The 15,557-nt window shown below is 66.9% G+C and carries 12 protein-coding genes; 6 read left to right on the plus strand and 6 right to left on the minus strand.

Features of this window, described 5'->3' with window-relative positions; genetic code table 11:
- Nucleotides 1-74 precede the first annotated feature (74 nt).
- The gene (locus ACWYRN_RS21735) at nucleotides 75-1,247 is read right to left on the minus strand and encodes a tyrosine-type recombinase/integrase (protein ID WP_488689785.1); all 1,173 of its coding nucleotides are present in this window, start codon (nucleotides 1,245-1,247) and stop codon (nucleotides 75-77) included.
- A gap of 123 nt (nucleotides 1,248-1,370) precedes the next feature.
- Between ACWYRN_RS21735 and ACWYRN_RS21740 the strand changes: the two genes are divergently transcribed.
- A complete protein-coding gene (locus ACWYRN_RS21740; protein WP_488689786.1) occupies nucleotides 1,371-1,973 on the plus strand; it encodes a nicotinamidase in 603 nt (200 codons plus the stop codon).
- Between the two features lie 92 nt (nucleotides 1,974-2,065).
- Here the strand turns inward: ACWYRN_RS21740 and bcaP are convergent, their stop codons facing one another.
- The 4 genes from bcaP to ACWYRN_RS21760 all read right to left on the minus strand — a co-directional run bounded on the left by bcaP (nucleotide 2,066) and on the right by ACWYRN_RS21760 (nucleotide 8,537).
- Nucleotides 2,066-3,466, minus strand: coding sequence for a branched-chain amino acid transporter BcaP (bcaP, locus tag ACWYRN_RS21745; RefSeq protein ID WP_488689788.1), 1,401 nt, complete (start codon nucleotides 3,464-3,466; stop codon nucleotides 2,066-2,068).
- A gap of 303 nt (nucleotides 3,467-3,769) precedes the next feature.
- Nucleotides 3,770-5,542, minus strand: coding sequence for a thiamine pyrophosphate-requiring protein (locus ACWYRN_RS21750; RefSeq protein WP_488689789.1), 1,773 nt, complete (start codon nucleotides 5,540-5,542; stop codon nucleotides 3,770-3,772).
- 111 nt (nucleotides 5,543-5,653) lie between these two features.
- A complete protein-coding gene (locus ACWYRN_RS21755; RefSeq protein ID WP_488689790.1) occupies nucleotides 5,654-6,025 on the minus strand; it encodes a DUF2784 domain-containing protein in 372 nt (123 codons plus the stop codon).
- Between the two features lie 13 nt (nucleotides 6,026-6,038).
- Nucleotides 6,039-8,537 (minus strand): flavin-containing monooxygenase, encoded by a 2,499-nt coding sequence (locus ACWYRN_RS21760; RefSeq protein WP_488689791.1) that lies wholly within the window; start codon nucleotides 8,535-8,537, stop codon nucleotides 6,039-6,041.
- A gap of 151 nt (nucleotides 8,538-8,688) precedes the next feature.
- On the opposite strand from ACWYRN_RS21760, the gene ACWYRN_RS21765 reads away from it, so the two are divergent.
- Together ACWYRN_RS21765 and ACWYRN_RS21770 are read left to right on the plus strand one after the other, a co-directional pair.
- Nucleotides 8,689-9,141, plus strand: coding sequence for a DUF411 domain-containing protein (locus tag ACWYRN_RS21765; protein ID WP_488689792.1), 453 nt, complete (start codon nucleotides 8,689-8,691; stop codon nucleotides 9,139-9,141).
- A 275-nt stretch (nucleotides 9,142-9,416) separates the two neighbouring features.
- Nucleotides 9,417-9,713, plus strand: a complete 297-nt coding sequence (locus ACWYRN_RS21770) for a hypothetical protein (RefSeq protein WP_488689794.1) — start codon at nucleotides 9,417-9,419, stop codon at nucleotides 9,711-9,713.
- A gap of 124 nt (nucleotides 9,714-9,837) precedes the next feature.
- On the opposite strand, the gene ACWYRN_RS21775 is transcribed toward ACWYRN_RS21770, so the two are convergent.
- On the minus strand, nucleotides 9,838-10,347 hold the full coding sequence (locus tag ACWYRN_RS21775) for a pyridoxamine 5'-phosphate oxidase family protein (RefSeq protein ID WP_488689796.1): 510 nt from the start codon (nucleotides 10,345-10,347) through the stop codon (nucleotides 9,838-9,840).
- Nucleotides 10,348-10,612: 265 nt separating this feature from the next.
- Here ACWYRN_RS21775 and ACWYRN_RS21780 point away from each other — a divergent pair, with 265 nt between their 5' ends.
- From ACWYRN_RS21780 to ACWYRN_RS21790, 3 genes are read left to right on the plus strand one after another with little or no spacing between them, the layout of a single operon-like run.
- Entirely contained in the window at nucleotides 10,613-12,625 is a 2,013-nt protein-coding gene (locus ACWYRN_RS21780) for a serine protein kinase (protein ID WP_488689797.1), read from the plus strand.
- Between the two features lie 16 nt (nucleotides 12,626-12,641).
- Nucleotides 12,642-13,916, plus strand: a complete 1,275-nt coding sequence (locus tag ACWYRN_RS21785) for a DUF444 family protein (protein ID WP_488689798.1) — start codon at nucleotides 12,642-12,644, stop codon at nucleotides 13,914-13,916.
- Nucleotides 13,913-15,397: a SpoVR family protein gene (locus ACWYRN_RS21790; protein WP_488689799.1), complete on the plus strand. Its 1,485-nt coding sequence runs from the start codon at nucleotides 13,913-13,915 to the stop codon at nucleotides 15,395-15,397. Before ACWYRN_RS21785 ends, ACWYRN_RS21790 begins: the two co-directional genes overlap by 4 nt.
- Nucleotides 15,398-15,557: the final 160 nt, after the last annotated feature.

Raw genomic sequence — 15,557 nt, forward strand, 5'->3', positions numbered from 1 at the left:
TGATCACCGGGCTGCTGAGCGTCAGGGGCAACGATCATCCGGCTGCTGAGCGCCGGGGCAACGACCACCCGGTGTCAACCGCGTGCGCTACCGGTCACCGAGGCAATGATCTCGTCATGGCGCTCGTTGTCGGTCTTGTGCAGGTAGGCCGCGGTGGTGGCGATGTTCGCGTGGCCCGCGGTATCCTGCAGGGTCTTCAGTTGCACGCCGTTGTTGGCATGGTTGGTCAGCATGCTGTGGCGCAACCAGTGTGCGGAGGCGTGGCGCAGGGTGGCGGCGGTGTCGCTGTCGCCGTCCCGGGCCGCGCGCGCGGCGGCTTCGGTGAAGATGCCCTTCAACGCCTCGGATGCTGCTTCGTCGCTCAGGCGCGTGATTTCGCGGCTGCGGCTCGACAGCACCAGCGGCGTACGGTCGACGCGCGCCGTCTGCGGCGGCAAGCCGTAGGCTTCGCGGTAGCGCCGGAAGGCGGCGAGCATGTCGTCGGGCACGGGCAGGCGGCGCGGCTTGTTGCCCTTGCCGAGCACGTCGATCCACCAGCGTCCGCCGCCTTCGGTGTAGATAGAGCCCATGTTGGCGCCGACGATCTCGTTCAGGCGCGCGCCGGTATGGGCGAACGCGATCAGGAGAAAGCGGTCGCGCTCGCGGCGCCGCTCGGCGGCGGGCGAATCGGCCAGGCGGTTGGTGACCGTGTCCAGGGCCAGGGCAATGGCGCCCGGCGTGAGGTAGCGCGTGATGCGGCTGGCAATCGGCGTACGCACGTTGCGCACCAGGGCGCCGGGATTACGGCGCAGGTAGCCGGTTTGCTCGGCAAAGGCGAGCAGCCCCTTGACCGCGATCATGGCCTGGCGCCGGCTCGGATCGGACAGCGGCCCGCTGAATGGACGGTAACGCGGGTCGCTGCGCGGCCACTTGGTGGTGGAGATCCAGTCCGGCGGTGGGTTGCGCAGGAAGTCCTTGTAAGCGTTCAGGTCGGCCACGTTCAGCTGGGACAAGGTCTTTTTCGCCTCTTCGCGGCACCAGGTGAGGAAGCGGAACAATTCCTTTTGCGAATTGGCGATCGAGGCCGGGGTAAGTTCGCCGTTGGCGATGAACTCGCGCGCGATCTCGATGTCGGTTTGCGCTTCGGTGATCGGGTCGTCGGCGACACGGAACATCTTGACGCCGAGCCGGCCGCTGGGACCGCCGGCAGCCGGGACTTCGGTGTCGGGACGGGCGGGGCCGAGGTCGATGGGAGCGAACTTTGTCATGGTGAGGCTCAAAAATACTGTATTCATATACAGTATAACATTCAGCCAACATCAGGCACAGCCCCGTCTCTGCCGTGCTACCCTGTCCGCTTGATGTGTATCCATACAGGGAGGACTGCTTTTATGAATCCGATTCGTCTGCAAGACAGCGATGCCTTGCTCGTCATCGACATGCAATACGACTTTCTGCCCGGCGGCAGCCTGGGCGTGCCCGAGGGCGACCAGGTGCTGGCGCCGGTCAACGAGGCCATGGCCAGGTTTGCCGCACTCGGCCTGCCGGTATATGCCTCGCGCGACTGGCATCCGGAAAACCATTGTTCATTCGCAGAACGTGGCGGCCCCTGGCCTCCGCATTGCGTGGCCGAGACCCGGGGCGCGGCGTTTTCCGAGGAACTGGCGCTGCCGGCCGACACGGTGATCATCTCGAAAGCCGACAGCGCCGACGCCGACGCCTATTCCGCCTTCAACGGCACCGCGCTGGCCGAGCACCTGCGCCAGCACGGCGTCAGCCGCGTCTTTGTGTGCGGCCTGGCCACCGACTACTGCGTGCTGAACACGGCGCTCGACGCCCGCACCGAAGGTTTCGAGACCGTGATCCTGCCGGAAGCGATGCGCGCGGTGAACGTGCAGCCGCAGGATGGCGAACGCGCGATCGCCCGGATGCGCGAGGCCGGCGTCACGACGGCGACGCTGGCCGAGCTGGGCGAGGTCGCCGCCGCGGCCTGAGCCGGCCCGCATCGACTATCCCGGTCAAGGTCACAAACAAAAACGGCGCCCGTCGGATTGACGGGCGCCGTTTTCATGTCAGCCTGAAGCGATCAAGCCTTGGTGTTGTTCAACAGCGAGCGCTGGCGGGCGTAGCCGAAGTAGACGACCAGGCCCAACGCCAGCCAGATGGCAAAGGCCACCCAGGTATGCCAGCTCAGGAAGGACATCAGTGCCACGCAGAAGATGATGGCCAGGGCCGGCACCACCGGGACGCCCGGGCAGCGGAAGGCGCGGTGCAGGTCCGGACGCTTCTTGCGCAGGATGATGACAGCCAGCGACACCAGCGAGAAGGCGGCCAGGGTGCCGATGTTCACCAGCTCGGCCAGCACGCCCAGCGGCACGACGGCGGCGATCAGGCCGAAGATGATGCCGACCATCCAGGTAGCGAAGTACGGGGTGCCGTATTTCGGGTGCACTTCCGACAGTTTCTTCGGCAGCAGGCCGTCGCGCGACATGGCGTACAGGATGCGGGTCTGGCCATAGGCCATGACCAGGATCACGGTGCTCATGCCCAGGATGGCGGCCAGGTCGACGAAGCCGGCAACCCAGTCCTGGCCGGCGTATTGCAGCGCCAGCGACACCGGGTGGTCGACGCCCTTGAAGTTCATGTACGGGACGATGCCGGTCATGATGGCCGCGACCACCACGTACAGGATGGTGCAGATCCCCAACGAACCGATGATGCCGATCGGCAGGTCCTTGGACGGGTTCTTGACTTCTTCCGCCGCCGAGGTCACCGCGTCGAAGCCGATAAAGGCGAAGAACACCAGTGCGGCGGCGCTCATCACGCTGCCCATGCCGAATGGCATGAAGGGCTGCCAGTTGTCCGGCTTCACATAGCTGACGCCGACGAAGATGAACAGCAGCACGACGCCGGTCTTGATCAGCACCATGATGTTGTTCACGCGCGCCGATTCGCGCACGCCGAGCGAAAGCATGAAGGTCAGGACCAGCATGATCAGGAAGGCCGGCAGGTTGAAGACGGTGTTCACGCCCGGGATCGCACCCGGCGCGGCGCGCAAGGCTTCCGGCAGCACGATGCCGATCCCTTTCAGCAGCGACTGGAAATAGCCGGACCAGCCGACCGCAACCGTCGAGGTCGCCAGGCCGTATTCGAGCAGCAGGTCCCAGCCGATCATCCAGGCGACGATCTCGCCCAGGGTCACGTAGGAATAAGTGTAGATCGAGCCGGCCACCGGCACGCTGGAAGCGAATTCAGCGTAGCAGAGCGCGGCAAAGCCGCAGGCAATCGCGGCGATGACAAAGGAAAGCGTCAGCGCCGGGCCGGCCGTGACCGCGCCGGTACCGGTCAGCACGAAGATACCCGTGCCGACAATTGCCCCGATACCCATCAGGATCAGGTCCATCGGTCCGAGGACCTTCTTCAGCCCGCCAGGGGTGCGGGCGTCCGCCACCATGGTATCGAGGTTCTTCGTCCTAAAAATACTCACTACGTGTTCTCCTGTTATGCATTGTCGTCTCCTCCTGGAAGGCCGCCGCTGTCCCTGGCGCGCCCTCGCCGCTTCCCTGCAGACCTGCTGTCGTTTGCCGCCTCATGTTGTGCTCGTCTTGTACGCATGCGCACCCTGGCCGCCCGTGCATGCAAGGACATGCGCGGGAGCACAGGATACGGTCATCATCGGAACGGGGGAAAGCGCCTGCACAACTGCCAGGCGCCAATCGGTTCACATGTTCAGCCCTGCGTCTTTACACGCAGCCGCGAAAAGCGATAACAATAAGCCAGCACATCCGCATTATTGCTCCGGCAACCCCTGTTGAGCAAGCGCCCGCCGAACGGCATCGGCTTCCGGCTCGCCTTTTTCGATGGCCTCGTAGTATTGCCTGGCCTGGGAACGGGTGATATGGGGCGGCAGAGGCGGGATATTCGCCTCGCTGACGATGTCGAGCACGAAGGGTTTATCGGCGGCGAATGCCGCGTCCAGCGCCGTGCCGAGCCCGTCCGGACTTTCCACGCGCGCGCCGTCGAGCCCGAGCAGGCGTGCGTAGTCGGCGTACGCCACGTCGGGCAATTGCTGGGAGGTTTCGAACTTCGGCTCGCCCGCCATGCCGCGCTGCTCCCAGGTGACGAAGTTCAGGTCGCGGTTGTTCAGCACCAGCACGATCAGGCGCGGGTCGCGCCACTGCTGCCAGGTGCGGGCAATCGTGATCAGGCCATTCATTCCGTTCATCTGCATGGCGCCGTCGCCAACCAGCGCCACCACCAGGCGGTCCGGATAGGCCATCTTGGCGGCAAACGCATACGGCACCGCCGAGCCCATCGTGGCCAGGCCGCCCGACAGCGAACCCAGCATCCCCTTGCGGGCGCGGATGTCCAGCGCATACCAGGAGGTCGAGGAACCCGAGTCGCCGGCCAGGATGGCATCCTCGGGCAGGCGCTGCGACAGTTCCCAGAAGGCGCGCTGGGGATTGAGCTCAGGCGTTTCCTGCATCGCCTTCTTTTCCAGCAGCTGCCAGCTCTTGCGCACATTCTCCTCGATGCGCTCTTGCCAGCGACGGTCTTCCTTGCGCTGCAGGAGCGGGATCAGTGCGCGCAGGCTGGCCTTGGCGTCGCCGATCAGGTTGCTCTCCATCGGATAGCGCAGGCTGAGCATCTTGCCGTCGATGTCGATCTGCACGCCGCGCGCCTGGCCTTCCTCGGGCAGGAACTCGGAATACGGGAAGCTCGAACCGACCATCAGCAAGGTATCGCACTCGTTCATCATGTCGAAGCTGGCCCGGGTGCCGATGATGCCGATCGAGCCGGTCACGAACGGCAGCTCGTCGGGCACGACCATCTTGCCCAGCAGGGCCTTGGCGATGCCCGCCCCCAGCAGCTGGGCCACCTCGATCAGTTCGTCGGCCGCACCGTGTGCCCCGGCGCCGGCCAGGATGGCCACCTTCTTGCCGGCGTTCAGGATATCGGCCGCCTCTTGCAAGGCCGCTTGCGGTGGCACCCCGGCGCGGGCCATGCTGCCGATGCCCGTGACGATGCTGCCGTGCTCGCGCGGCGGCGCGGTGACCGCGTCTTCGTCCTGCAAATCGGACGGAATGATGATGCAGGTGACACAGCGCTCGGTGCGCGCGATACGGAAGGCGCGGTCGACCAGGTGGCGGATCTGTTCGGCCGTGGTGGCCATCTGCACGAAGGCGCCTGCCACGTCCTTGAACAGGGTGACCAGGTCGACTTCCTGCTGGAAGTGTCCGCCAAGCGAGGCGCGCTTTTGCTGGCCGACGATGGCGACCACCGGCTGGTGGTCGAGCTTGGCATCGTACAGGCCGTTCAGCAGGTGGATGGCGCCCGGCCCCGAGGTGGCCATGCAGACGCCGACCTCGTCGGTGTACTTGGCGTGGGCGCAGGCCATGAAGGCGGCCATTTCCTCGTGGCGGGTCTGGACGAAGTCGATGCGGTCCTGGCGCCGCATCGCGGCCAGGATGCCGTTGATGCCGTCGCCGGGGTAGCCGTAGATGCGGTCCACGCCCCATTCGTCGAGTCGTTGCAGAAGGAAATCGCCTACCGTCATCGTCATGAATCTCTCCTGGAAGGGCCCGGGCAGCGGGCCGGATGCACTGCGGACGAGCATAGCACCCTGCCCGTCGGGTCCCCGCACGTTACCCTGCGTTCATGTGCGGCCCCGCCCCTACCGCGCCCGCCACATCGGCCGCAGGACGATCCAGCCATACAGGAGCAGGTTGATGCCGACCACGCCGGCGGCCAGCGCCAGCTGCAGCTCGCGCGTCAGGCTGCCGGGATAGATCAGCGGCAGCAGGTAGTGTTCGACGAAGCTTTCGCCATAGCCGGCCTGGCCGGCGCGCATGCGCAGCAAATTCTCGAGCGTGGTCAGCGGGCAGCCGCGTCCGCTTGCTTCGATATAGAAACCCCAGGCGGCCGCCGGCAGGTGCAGCCAGGCCAGGCGCGGCCAGCGCGCCACCAGCAGTGCACCGAACACGACGAAGAGCACGAACGCGAGGTGCAGCAGCAGGACGGCGGCAGCGGCGGCGGAAAAGGCCATGGGGTCCTCGTGATCAGTCGGCAGGCGGCTCCTCCATGCGCGCCTGAGCAAAGGCGGCCAGGTGGCCGATGGCGTGCGCGGCCGAGCGCAGGTAGAAGGCCTGCAAATGGAATACGTGCCAGCGCCCAGTGTATTCCTCGAGCTGGCATGGTACGCCGCATGCGCGTGCATGTGCAGCCAGGCGCCAGGCATCGTCGCGCAGGATTTCCTGCTCGCCTACCTGGACCAGTATCGGCGGCATACCCGTCAGGTCCTGGGTCAGCGGCGCATGAACGCCCGCGTCAAGCGGACTAGCGTACCAGGCGATGCCCTGCGCCACCCAGGAACGGCGCACCATCGGGTCGATGTGGGCGTTGGCTTCGACCGAGGGACTCGACAGGGACGGATCGGTCAGTGGCGAGATGAGCGCCAGCCCCGCCGGCAGGGCCAGGCCCTTGTCGCGCAGCGTCAGGGCAAGTGCCAGCGCCAGCCCGCCGCCGGCCGAATCGCCGGCCAGCACGATCCGGTGTGCGGGAGTGCCGCTGTCCAGCAGCGCCTGGTAGCAGGCCAGTGCATCGTCGAGTGCGGCCGGATACGAATGTTCGGGCGCCAGCCGGTAATCCGGCGCCCAGACGGTGATGCCCGCGTCGCGCGCCAGGCGTGTGGTGATGCTGCGGTGGGAGGCGGGATTGCCGAGGCAAAAGGCGCCGCCGTGCAGGTAGAGAATGGCGCCTGCTCCATGTTGCTGTGCTTGCCCCTGCGGGATGACGGCCTCGGCCGGTACCCCGCCCAGCGCGCGGCGCACCCGCCGCACCCCGCGCACGCCCGGCATCAGCGGCGCGAGACAGGCGACCAGGGCCCGTTGCAGGCGCGGGCCGGCGGGCGGTCCGATCAGGGGCCGGAAGCAGGCGCGCAGGAACAGGCGCTGGAAGCCGGCCTGCAGGCGTTCGCCCAGGCTGGGCGGCGCGGCAATGCGCAGGTTGCCGGGTTCAGTCGGCAAGGGCGAGGCGAAACGGTAGGCAGCCAGGCTGGCATGCCGCGCCAGCCAGCGGTAACTAAAGCTGAAGCCGGGCCAGTTGGTGACGTTGCGGCCCTGGCGGTCGAGGTACCAGCTGTGGCAGCCGTTCCAGACCGTCCTGCCCAGATGTCGGCGCAGCCTGGCATTGAAATCCTGGTGCACCGCCGGCTCGACCTCGACCGTGGTGGAACCCGTCTTGCGCAGGGCATCGAGGCAGCGCATCACGTGGGCTACCTGGCTTTCGAGCATGTAAACAATGGAATTGTGGCCCAGGTTCGTATTCGGTCCGTACAGCATGAAAAAGTTCGGGAAGTGCGGCATGCTCACGCCCAGGTAGGCTCCGGCGCCCTCGCGCCAGGCCCGGTTCAGGTCGACTCCGGCACGGCCCTGGATCGCCATCGGGGCCAGGAACTCGGTGGCCGTAAAGCCGGTGCCGTAGATGAGGATGTCGGCCTCGTGCACCTGTCCCGACGCCGTTTCCACACCCTCCGGAACGATGCGGCGGATCGGCTCGCTGACCAGGCGCACCGCCGGATGGGCCAGGCTGGCCAGGTAATCGTCGGAGAGCAGGACCCGCTTGCAGCCGATCGGATAGCCCGGTGTCAGGCGCGCGCGCAGCGCCGGGTCGGCCACGTCGCGCGCCAGCATGCGCCGGAAAGGCTGGCCGACGGCAAGTTCCATCATGCCCTTGAAGCGGGTAAAGGCCAGCGCGCGCGACTCGTATTTTGCATAGATCAGGGCGCGGTGCAGGCGCATCGCCAGCGGCAGGCGCCGGAACAGGCGCCTGCGCCAGTCCGGGTAGGCGCGGTCGCCGCGCGGCTTGAGCCAGGCCGGCGAGCGCTGGAACACCAGCAGCTCCTCCACCTGGCCGGCAATGGCCGGGATGAACTGGGTGGCCGAGGCCCCGGTGCCGATCACCGCCACCCGCCTGCCGGCCAGCGGCAGCGCATGGTTCCAGCGCGACGAGTGGAAGGCGGCCCCGGCAAAGCTGTCCATGCCGTCGATCCTCGGCAGTGCCGGCCGTCCCAGCAGGCCGATGGCGCTGACCAGCAGGCGGGTGTGCAGGCTGCTGCCGTCTTCGAGCGTCACTTCCCAGGTGGCGCTCGCTTCATCGTAGCGGGCGCCGCTGACCTCGCGCTTGACGCGCAGATGTGGCGATAAGCCAAAGCGGACGCTGCAGTCGCGCAGGTAGGCCAGGATCTCGGCCTGGGTGGCAAAGGTGCGCGGCCAGTCGGGGTTCGGCGCGAAGGAAAACGAATACAGGTGCGAAGGCACGTCGCAGGCCGCGCCGGGATAGCGGTTGTCGCGCCAGACCCCGCCGATGTCGTCGGCACGCTCGAGAATGAGGAAGTGCTTGATGCTGGCGCGCAGCAAGGCCCGGCCCATGCAGATGCCGCCGAAACCGGCGCCGATGACGATGGCGTCAAAGGGCGACGCAGGGGTGGTCTGCGGGATGCTTGACTCGTGGAAGATGCCAGTGGCTGCCGGGCCGCCGGCGGGAGGATGCGAGGTCATGCCGGGATCTCCAGGTGAGCACTGCGCGGTATTGGATACGTTTCCGTAAAGATACTACGAATGCGGGCCTGGCGGCTTGCCGGAGAGTTGCTGTAGGATGCCGCTTTCCGGCCCCCGCTTTCATTGCACGCCATCGTCAACTGGAGAATCCATGCCTTCCCGAACCACCCTGTCTTTCCTGCTGCCGCTCCTGTTCGCTCAGCCACTCCCGGCAATGGCTGCCCAGCCCGCTCAGCCCGTTGTCGAGGTCTACAAGACCGCCACCTGTGGCTGCTGTAAACAATGGATCAGGCACCTGGAAGCGAACGGGTTCAGCGTCAAGGCCCAGGATGTGGCAAATCCCGGCGACTACCGCGCCAAGTTCGGGATCGCCGACGAGCATGGCTCCTGCCACAGCGCGAAGGTGCAGGGTTATGCGATCGAGGGGCATGTGCCGGCGTCCGACATCAAGCGCATGCTGGCCACCCGTCCGCAGGCGGCCGGCCTGGCGGTACCGGGCATGCCGATGGGGTCGCCGGGCATGGAAGGCGCGCACAGCGAGCCATACGAGGTATTGTTGGTGAAGAAGGATGGAACGACGAGCGTCTACAAGCGCTACCGCTGACGCTGGGTCCTGTCCTACAGCGGCGCCGCCGGGATGCCGATGGCGCCCGCCGCTGCGCTTGGCATAATCGGACCATCATGCAACCAGGATGCGGGAGGACGACGATGAATGCAGGGACGAGGAACGGATCGGGGCAGAATGAGGCTGCCGGTAGTGCTGCGGATAATGCTGCGGATGGCGCCGCGATCGGCGTGGGCGGTGTAACCAGTGGTCAGGAAGGAGCAACACCCAGCCATGAAACGCAGCAGGAAACCGGTGGCAGTGGTGGCGAGCAATTGACCGCAAGTCAGGGCAACGGCGAGGAAGCGACAGCCGCCGACGCGCGAGGTGCGGCCGTGCAGCCGGATGCAACGCCCGCGGCGGCGCCCGGCGCGGCGCCGGACCCTGCGGAGCCGGATGAAACCAGCATGCACAGCGGCGCCCGTGGCGCCTTCGATACCCGCTCCGGCCAGGCCGGCGGCACGGGCACCGGGATCGGCTCGCCGGAAAGCGGCGCCAACCAGTCGCCCGAAGACCTGGCGCCGCCCGCCGGCGAAACGAAACTGGTGCCGCCCAGCGGCGGCAAGGCTTAAGCCAGCGGCAAGCCCCGGGCTTTGTTTCGGCAAGGTCCGGGGCCGCCCCAGGTCCAGGCTCTTCCGGCGAGGCCAGCCGGCGACCAGCGCTGCGACGCGGACGCTGGCCCTGCCCTGGCTGCCCTCAGTTCTCCAGCTTGATCGTGCCGTGCTCGCCAGGATCGACGTCCGGCGTCGTGCCGGTCACGGCCGCCTTGGCCATCTGGAACAGGCGCACCATCTTGCTGTCGTTCGAATCCCAGTATTCGGCGCTGTGCGGCGCCACGCGCACCAGCACCACGTGCTCGTCGTCGGGGCCGTGCGGGAACCAGGCCTGGACCATCGGGTTCCACAGCGCACGGATGCGCTCGCGGTCGACCACGCGCTCGGCGGTGCCGCTGATCGACACGTACAGGCTGTCCTCGGGTTGGGCGAAGCTGACGTTGACCTCGGGCTGCATTGCGATGTTCTGCCACAGCGGCGTGTGGATCGAGGTGTAGAACCAGAGCCCGCCCTTGGCATCGGTATCCTGGTTGGTCATCGGATGGCTGATCAGGTGGCCGTGTTCGTCGACGGTCGTAAACATGGCAAAGCGCATCGAGCGAATCTTGTCCGCCAGTGCAGCGGCCTGGACGGAAGCGTTCGTTGTGGACATGGCATACCCTTCAAAGTTGTCTGAAGCACCATCCTAGCCTGAGCAGGCAGCCGGCATCGGTGCGGCGGCGAACGCAAGGCCCCGGCAGGGGACGCCAATGCCCGCCGGACCCATCATCCGTGCCTTGTTATTAGGCCCGCCCAGCCCCGCGAGGTTCGGTCGCGCACATTGATACGCCTCAGCCACCTCCCCCGACGCACACCGATACTGTGGCTTCGCGCGGCCAGCCAGGCCGCACCTCTCCACCACAGCCGACGGAGGAAACGTGACGCAGCCGGGCGAGAACGCGTGTGGTATCCAGGACCCCAGGCAGGAATCCGTGCAGGACGACGCGCAGGGCGGCGGGCAGGCCGGCGGGCACGGCGGCTTCCTGCACAGCCTCGACCTGTTCACCCGCCAGCACCGCGCCGGGCACTGGGCCGGCACCTTCGGCGACTTCCTGGCCACCATCCTGCCCGCTGCGCCGGAACGCGTCGCGCGCAGTTCGCACCAGTACATCTGGGACATGATGCGCGCCACCTGCCTCGACGATGCGGGCGGCGCCCTGCGCTGCAGCCTGTTCGCCGACGACCTCTTCGGCATCGACGAAGCGCTGGCGCGGGTGGTCGACTATTTCAAGGCGGCCGCGGCCGGTTCGGAAGTCGGCCGGCGCCTGCTGCTCCTGCTCGGCCCGCCTTCCGGGGGCAAGTCGACCCTGGTCATCCTGCTCAAGCGCGGCCTGGAGGAGTACAGCCATACCGACGACGGCGCCCTGTATGCGATCGCCGGCTGCCCGGTGCGCGAGTCGCCGCTGCACCTGGTGCCGCACACCATGCGCGCCGCCTGCCGCAACACCTACGGCATCGACATCGCCGGCGACATCTGTCCGCATTGCCGGGCCCGGCTGGAAGAGCAGTTCAACGGCGACTTCATGCGCATGCCGGTCGAGCGCGTGTTCATTTCAGAAGCCGGCCGCAGCGGCATCGGCACCTATGCGCCGCACGACCCCACCACGGCCGACCTGGCCGACCTGGTCGGCTCGGTCGATCTGTTGAAGGTGGCGCAGTATGGCGACGAAGGCGATCCGCGCGCCTGGTCCTGGTCCGGCGCCATGTACGCGGCCAGCCGCGGCGTGCTGGAAATGATCGAGATCCTGAAGGTCAAGCGCGAATTCCTCTACCTGCTGCTCACGCTCACCCAGGAAAAGAACGTCAAGGTGGCGCGCTTTCCCCTGATCTACCTCGACGAGACCATCCTGGCGCATACCAATCTCGCGGAATTCCGCAAGTTTTTGCAGGAAAGCGAAAACGAAGCCCTGCTCGACCGCATGGTCATCATCCAGGTGCCGTACACCCTGAACTACCGCGAGGAAGCGCGCATCTACCGCAAGCTGATCTCGTCGGCGGCGCCGGCCTTCCGCAACGTCCACCTCGACCCGCACGTGCTGCATGCGGCGGCGGTGTTCGCCATCCTGTCGCGCATCCAGGACGGCGACGACAAGGAAGCCGAGCTGGTCAGGAAGGTGCGCATCCATGCCGACGAGGAAGTCGATGGCGTGAACCGGGCCGACATCCGCCGTGTCAAAGAAAAGGAAAAGGCGCCCGACGAAGGCCTGGCCGGGGTCTCGCCGCGCTTCGTGATCAACGCGCTGTCGAACGCCATCATTGGTTCGAACCAGAAAAGCCTGTCGACCATGGACGTGCTGCTGGCCCTGAAAGATGCCATCGAGAACGACGCCCGCATCGAGGCGCGCAGGAAGCGCAAGTGGGTCGACTACCTGGTCCTGACGCGCAAGGATTTCTACAACCGCTGGGTGAAGCAGGACGTGCACAAGGCGCTGTTCGTCTCCTTCGAGGGCGAAGCGCTCGAGCTGCTCAACAAGTACCTCGACGAGGTGGAAGCCATGCTCGACAACCGTACCGTGAAGGACCCGATCACCAACGAGGAGCGGCGGCCCGACGAGCGCTTCCTGCGCGCGGTCGAGGAAAAGATCCACATTTCCGAATCGGGCAAGCAGTCGTTCCGCCAGGAAGTCGTGCGCAAGGCCATGGGCGCCTACAAGCGCGGGGTCAAGTTCGGGCTCGACAGCCACATCCAGCTCAACGACGCCGTCCAGCAGTATTTGTTCGAGGGGCGTCGCGACGTGCTGCGCTTGGTCAGTTCCAGCAAGCGGCCCGACGACGATGTGCGCACCAAGATCTCGGCCGTCGAGAAACGCCTGGTCGACGAGTACGGCTACGACGCGCACAGTGCGCGCGAAGCGCTGAACTACGTCACCACGCTGCTGGCCCAGGAATGAGGAAGCGGACCATCCCATGGCGCTCACCATCAGCACCGAATGGTACGAGCTGTTCTCGCGCGGGGCGCGCGACTGGCTGCGCCACAACGACAAGGTGCGCGAAGCAGTGCGCCAGCACCTGCCCGACCTGATCGCCGGCCCCGACCTCATCACCGGACCGCAGCAGCGCAGCGTACAGGTGCCGGTGCGCCTGCTCGAACATGCGCGCCTGCGCCTGGCCGAAGGCCGGGTTGAGACCGGCGCCGGCCAGGGCCGCGGCGAACCTGGCGACATCCTGCGCCATGCCGAGGACGACGACGAAGGCGACGATGGCGCCGGGGGCAACGAGGACGGCGAAGTGAAACTGCTGCTCGAGTTCTCGATCGACGAGATCATGGACTGGCTGTGGGAAGATTTGTGCCTGCCCGACCTGAAGCCCGCGGCCAGCCCGGCCATCCCCGACACCGAACTCGTGCGCGAAGGCTGGGACCGCCGGGGCGCGCGCTCGCGCCTCGACCGGCGCCGCACCCTGAAAGAAGCCATCAAGCGCCGCGCCGTGCAGGACGATCCGCTGCCGTTTACCGACGAAGATTTGCGCTTTCGCCAGCTGGTCAGCCGGCCGCGGCCGGCCACGGCGGCGCTGATCTTCTTTGTCATCGATGTTTCCGCCAGCATGACCCAGCTCGAACGCAAGCTGGCCAAGTCCTTCTTCTTCTTTGCCCTGCAGGGGCTGCGCCGGCGCTACGCCAAGGTGGCGGCGCGCTTCATCGCCCACACCACGCAGGCCTGGGAATTCAACGAAAGCGATTTCTTCCAGGTGAGCGGGATCGGCGGCACGATCGCCTCGAGCGGGTTCCGGCTGGTGCTCGACATCATCCGGCGCGAACGGCTGGCCGGGCAAACCAACCTCTACCTGTTCTATGCTTCCGATGGCGAGAACTTCACCGAAGACCGCGGCGCTACCCACCACAGCCTGAAGGAACTGGCCGGCATGCTCAACTACATGGGCTTCGTTGAAACCCTGCCCGGTGCCACCCGCTCGCTCGGCAGTTCGCTCGATACCGAGATGCGCCGCCTGTTCACTGACCTCGAGGCGCGCGGCCTGGCGGTGGGCGCCAGCGTGCTGTCGAATGCCGACGATGTCTGGCGCGCGCTGCGCCGCTTCTTTGGCGAGACGACCGATGCGCGGGCCGCGGGCCTGGGCCCGCCGCGAGCCGACTTGCGAGCCGATTTGCGAGCCAACCTGCAGGCCGATCTGCGCACCGGTCCGCTCGCCAGTTCACTGGCCAACCCCGGAGAGGCGCGCGCATGAGCAATCCCCTGTCCGGTGGCCCCTCGTCCGATGAGTCCCTGTCCGGCGACCGCCTGGCCGATTATGCCGCCCGCCTCGAGCAGCTGGCGATCGAGCATGGCCTGGATTTCGACCCCGTGCACTTCGACATGGTGCCGAACAACTTCATGCTGGAGATCGCCGTCTACGGCTTGCCGGTGCGGATGCGCCACTGGTCGTTCGGGGTGCGCTACATCCACCAGCTGGTGCGCCAGCACATGGGGCATTCGCGCATCTTCGAGGTGATGTTCCCGGGCGACCCCTGCCGCGCCTTCATGCTCGAACATAATTCGTTGGCCGAGAACACCCTGGTCACCGCCCACGTGCTGGGACATGCGGACTTCGCCAAGAACAACGCCCTGTTCCAGCGCTTCATGGGCATGGCAGGCGGCCATATCCTGGAACAGAGCGCGGCGCGCGCGCACCGGCTGGAGGCGGCCCTGGCCGAGCATGGCCAGGAGCGGGTCGAAGCCGTGCTCGACGCCGCGCTGGCGCTCGAGGCCCATATCGACATCGACCAGCCGCTGCACCGGCCGCGCTACCCCGACTACCTGGCGCGGTCCGGCGACGCGGCGGCCGGTGAACCGGCGGCGGCTGGCTCGCCCGGCACCGGTACGCCGGCCGCCGCCGGTTCGCCGGACCGCGCCTTCCGCGACCGCTACACCCGCCTGCCGGGCGAGGACGAGCCGCCCGCGCCGGACACGCGGCGCCAGCGCGCACCCTTGCCGCCGTACCCCGAGCACGATCTGCTGTGGTTCATCGCCCAGTACGGCGCCGAACTCGAGGAATGGGAGCGCGACATCTTCCTGGCCGTGCGCGAGGAGGCATATTATTTCCACCCGATCTACGCCTGCCAGATCATGAACGAAGGCTGGGCCTCGTACTGGCATGCGCGCCTGCTGCGCGAGGCCGGCTTCCTGCCGCACGAACTCTACCTGGCGGCACTGAAATCGCATTCGGACGTGGTGCGGCCGTATGCAGGCGGCCAGCAGCTGGCGCTGTCCCTGAACCCCTACCATCTCGGCTTCGTCATGTGGGAGCACATCATCGAACGCGAGGGCCTGGAGGCGGCGCGCCGCATCATGCGCGAGGAAGACGATTTCGGCTTCGTCCGCAACTACCTCGACGAGGAGCTGGCGCGGGAACTCGATCTGTTCGTGCACGAAACACCCAAGGACGGCGAAACGCGGATCGCCAACCGCGACATCCACGCGATCCGCGAGGCGATCCTGGCCCCGAAGTACAACTATGGCGCACCCTCGGTGGCGGTCACGCTGCTGAAACCCGACGGCAGCCTCGAGCTGCGCCACGACTTCCAGCACGACGGGCGCGGACTCGACCTCCAGCAGGCCGAGCGCGTGATGGAATACGTCGACCGTATCTGGCGCCGGCCGGTGTCGCTGAACACGGTCGACTTTCGCGGCGTGGTGCGTACCCTGCCGGCGCGCAAGATCGGTTTCTGAAGCGGCCGTCATGCCGCTACCCAGGTGCCGGTCTGTGCGTGCCGATCCGCATACCTGGTCCGCACGAGCTGATCCGCATCTCCCGGTCCGCACGCCTCACCCTGGCGCCTGCGGTGCAGGACCGGATCGCGCTTGCGGCCAGGCGGCGCGCCGCGGCTGC

It is taken from the genome of Massilia sp. BAP21 (genome assembly GCF_057801335.1).

Bases quoted from the DNA above. Each gene is read 5' to 3' on its own strand.
- ACWYRN_RS21735 (WP_488689785.1), bottom strand. From the start codon at position 1,247: ATGACAAAGTTCGCTCCCATCGACCTCGGCCCCGCCCGTCCCGACACC.
- ACWYRN_RS21740 (WP_488689786.1), top strand. From the start codon at position 1,371: ATGAATCCGATTCGTCTGCAAGACAGCGATGCCTTGCTCGTCATCGAC.
- ACWYRN_RS21750 (WP_488689789.1), bottom strand. From the start codon at position 5,542: ATGACGATGACGGTAGGCGATTTCCTTCTGCAACGACTCGACGAATGG.
- ACWYRN_RS21755 (WP_488689790.1), bottom strand. From the start codon at position 6,025: ATGGCCTTTTCCGCCGCCGCTGCCGCCGTCCTGCTGCTGCACCTCGCG.
- ACWYRN_RS21760 (WP_488689791.1), bottom strand. From the start codon at position 8,537: ATGACCTCGCATCCTCCCGCCGGCGGCCCGGCAGCCACTGGCATCTTC.
- ACWYRN_RS21765 (WP_488689792.1), top strand. From the start codon at position 8,689: ATGCCTTCCCGAACCACCCTGTCTTTCCTGCTGCCGCTCCTGTTCGCT.
- ACWYRN_RS21775 (WP_488689796.1), bottom strand. From the start codon at position 10,347: ATGTCCACAACGAACGCTTCCGTCCAGGCCGCTGCACTGGCGGACAAG.
- ACWYRN_RS21785 (WP_488689798.1), top strand. From the start codon at position 12,642: ATGGCGCTCACCATCAGCACCGAATGGTACGAGCTGTTCTCGCGCGGG.
- ACWYRN_RS21790 (WP_488689799.1), top strand. From the start codon at position 13,913: ATGAGCAATCCCCTGTCCGGTGGCCCCTCGTCCGATGAGTCCCTGTCC.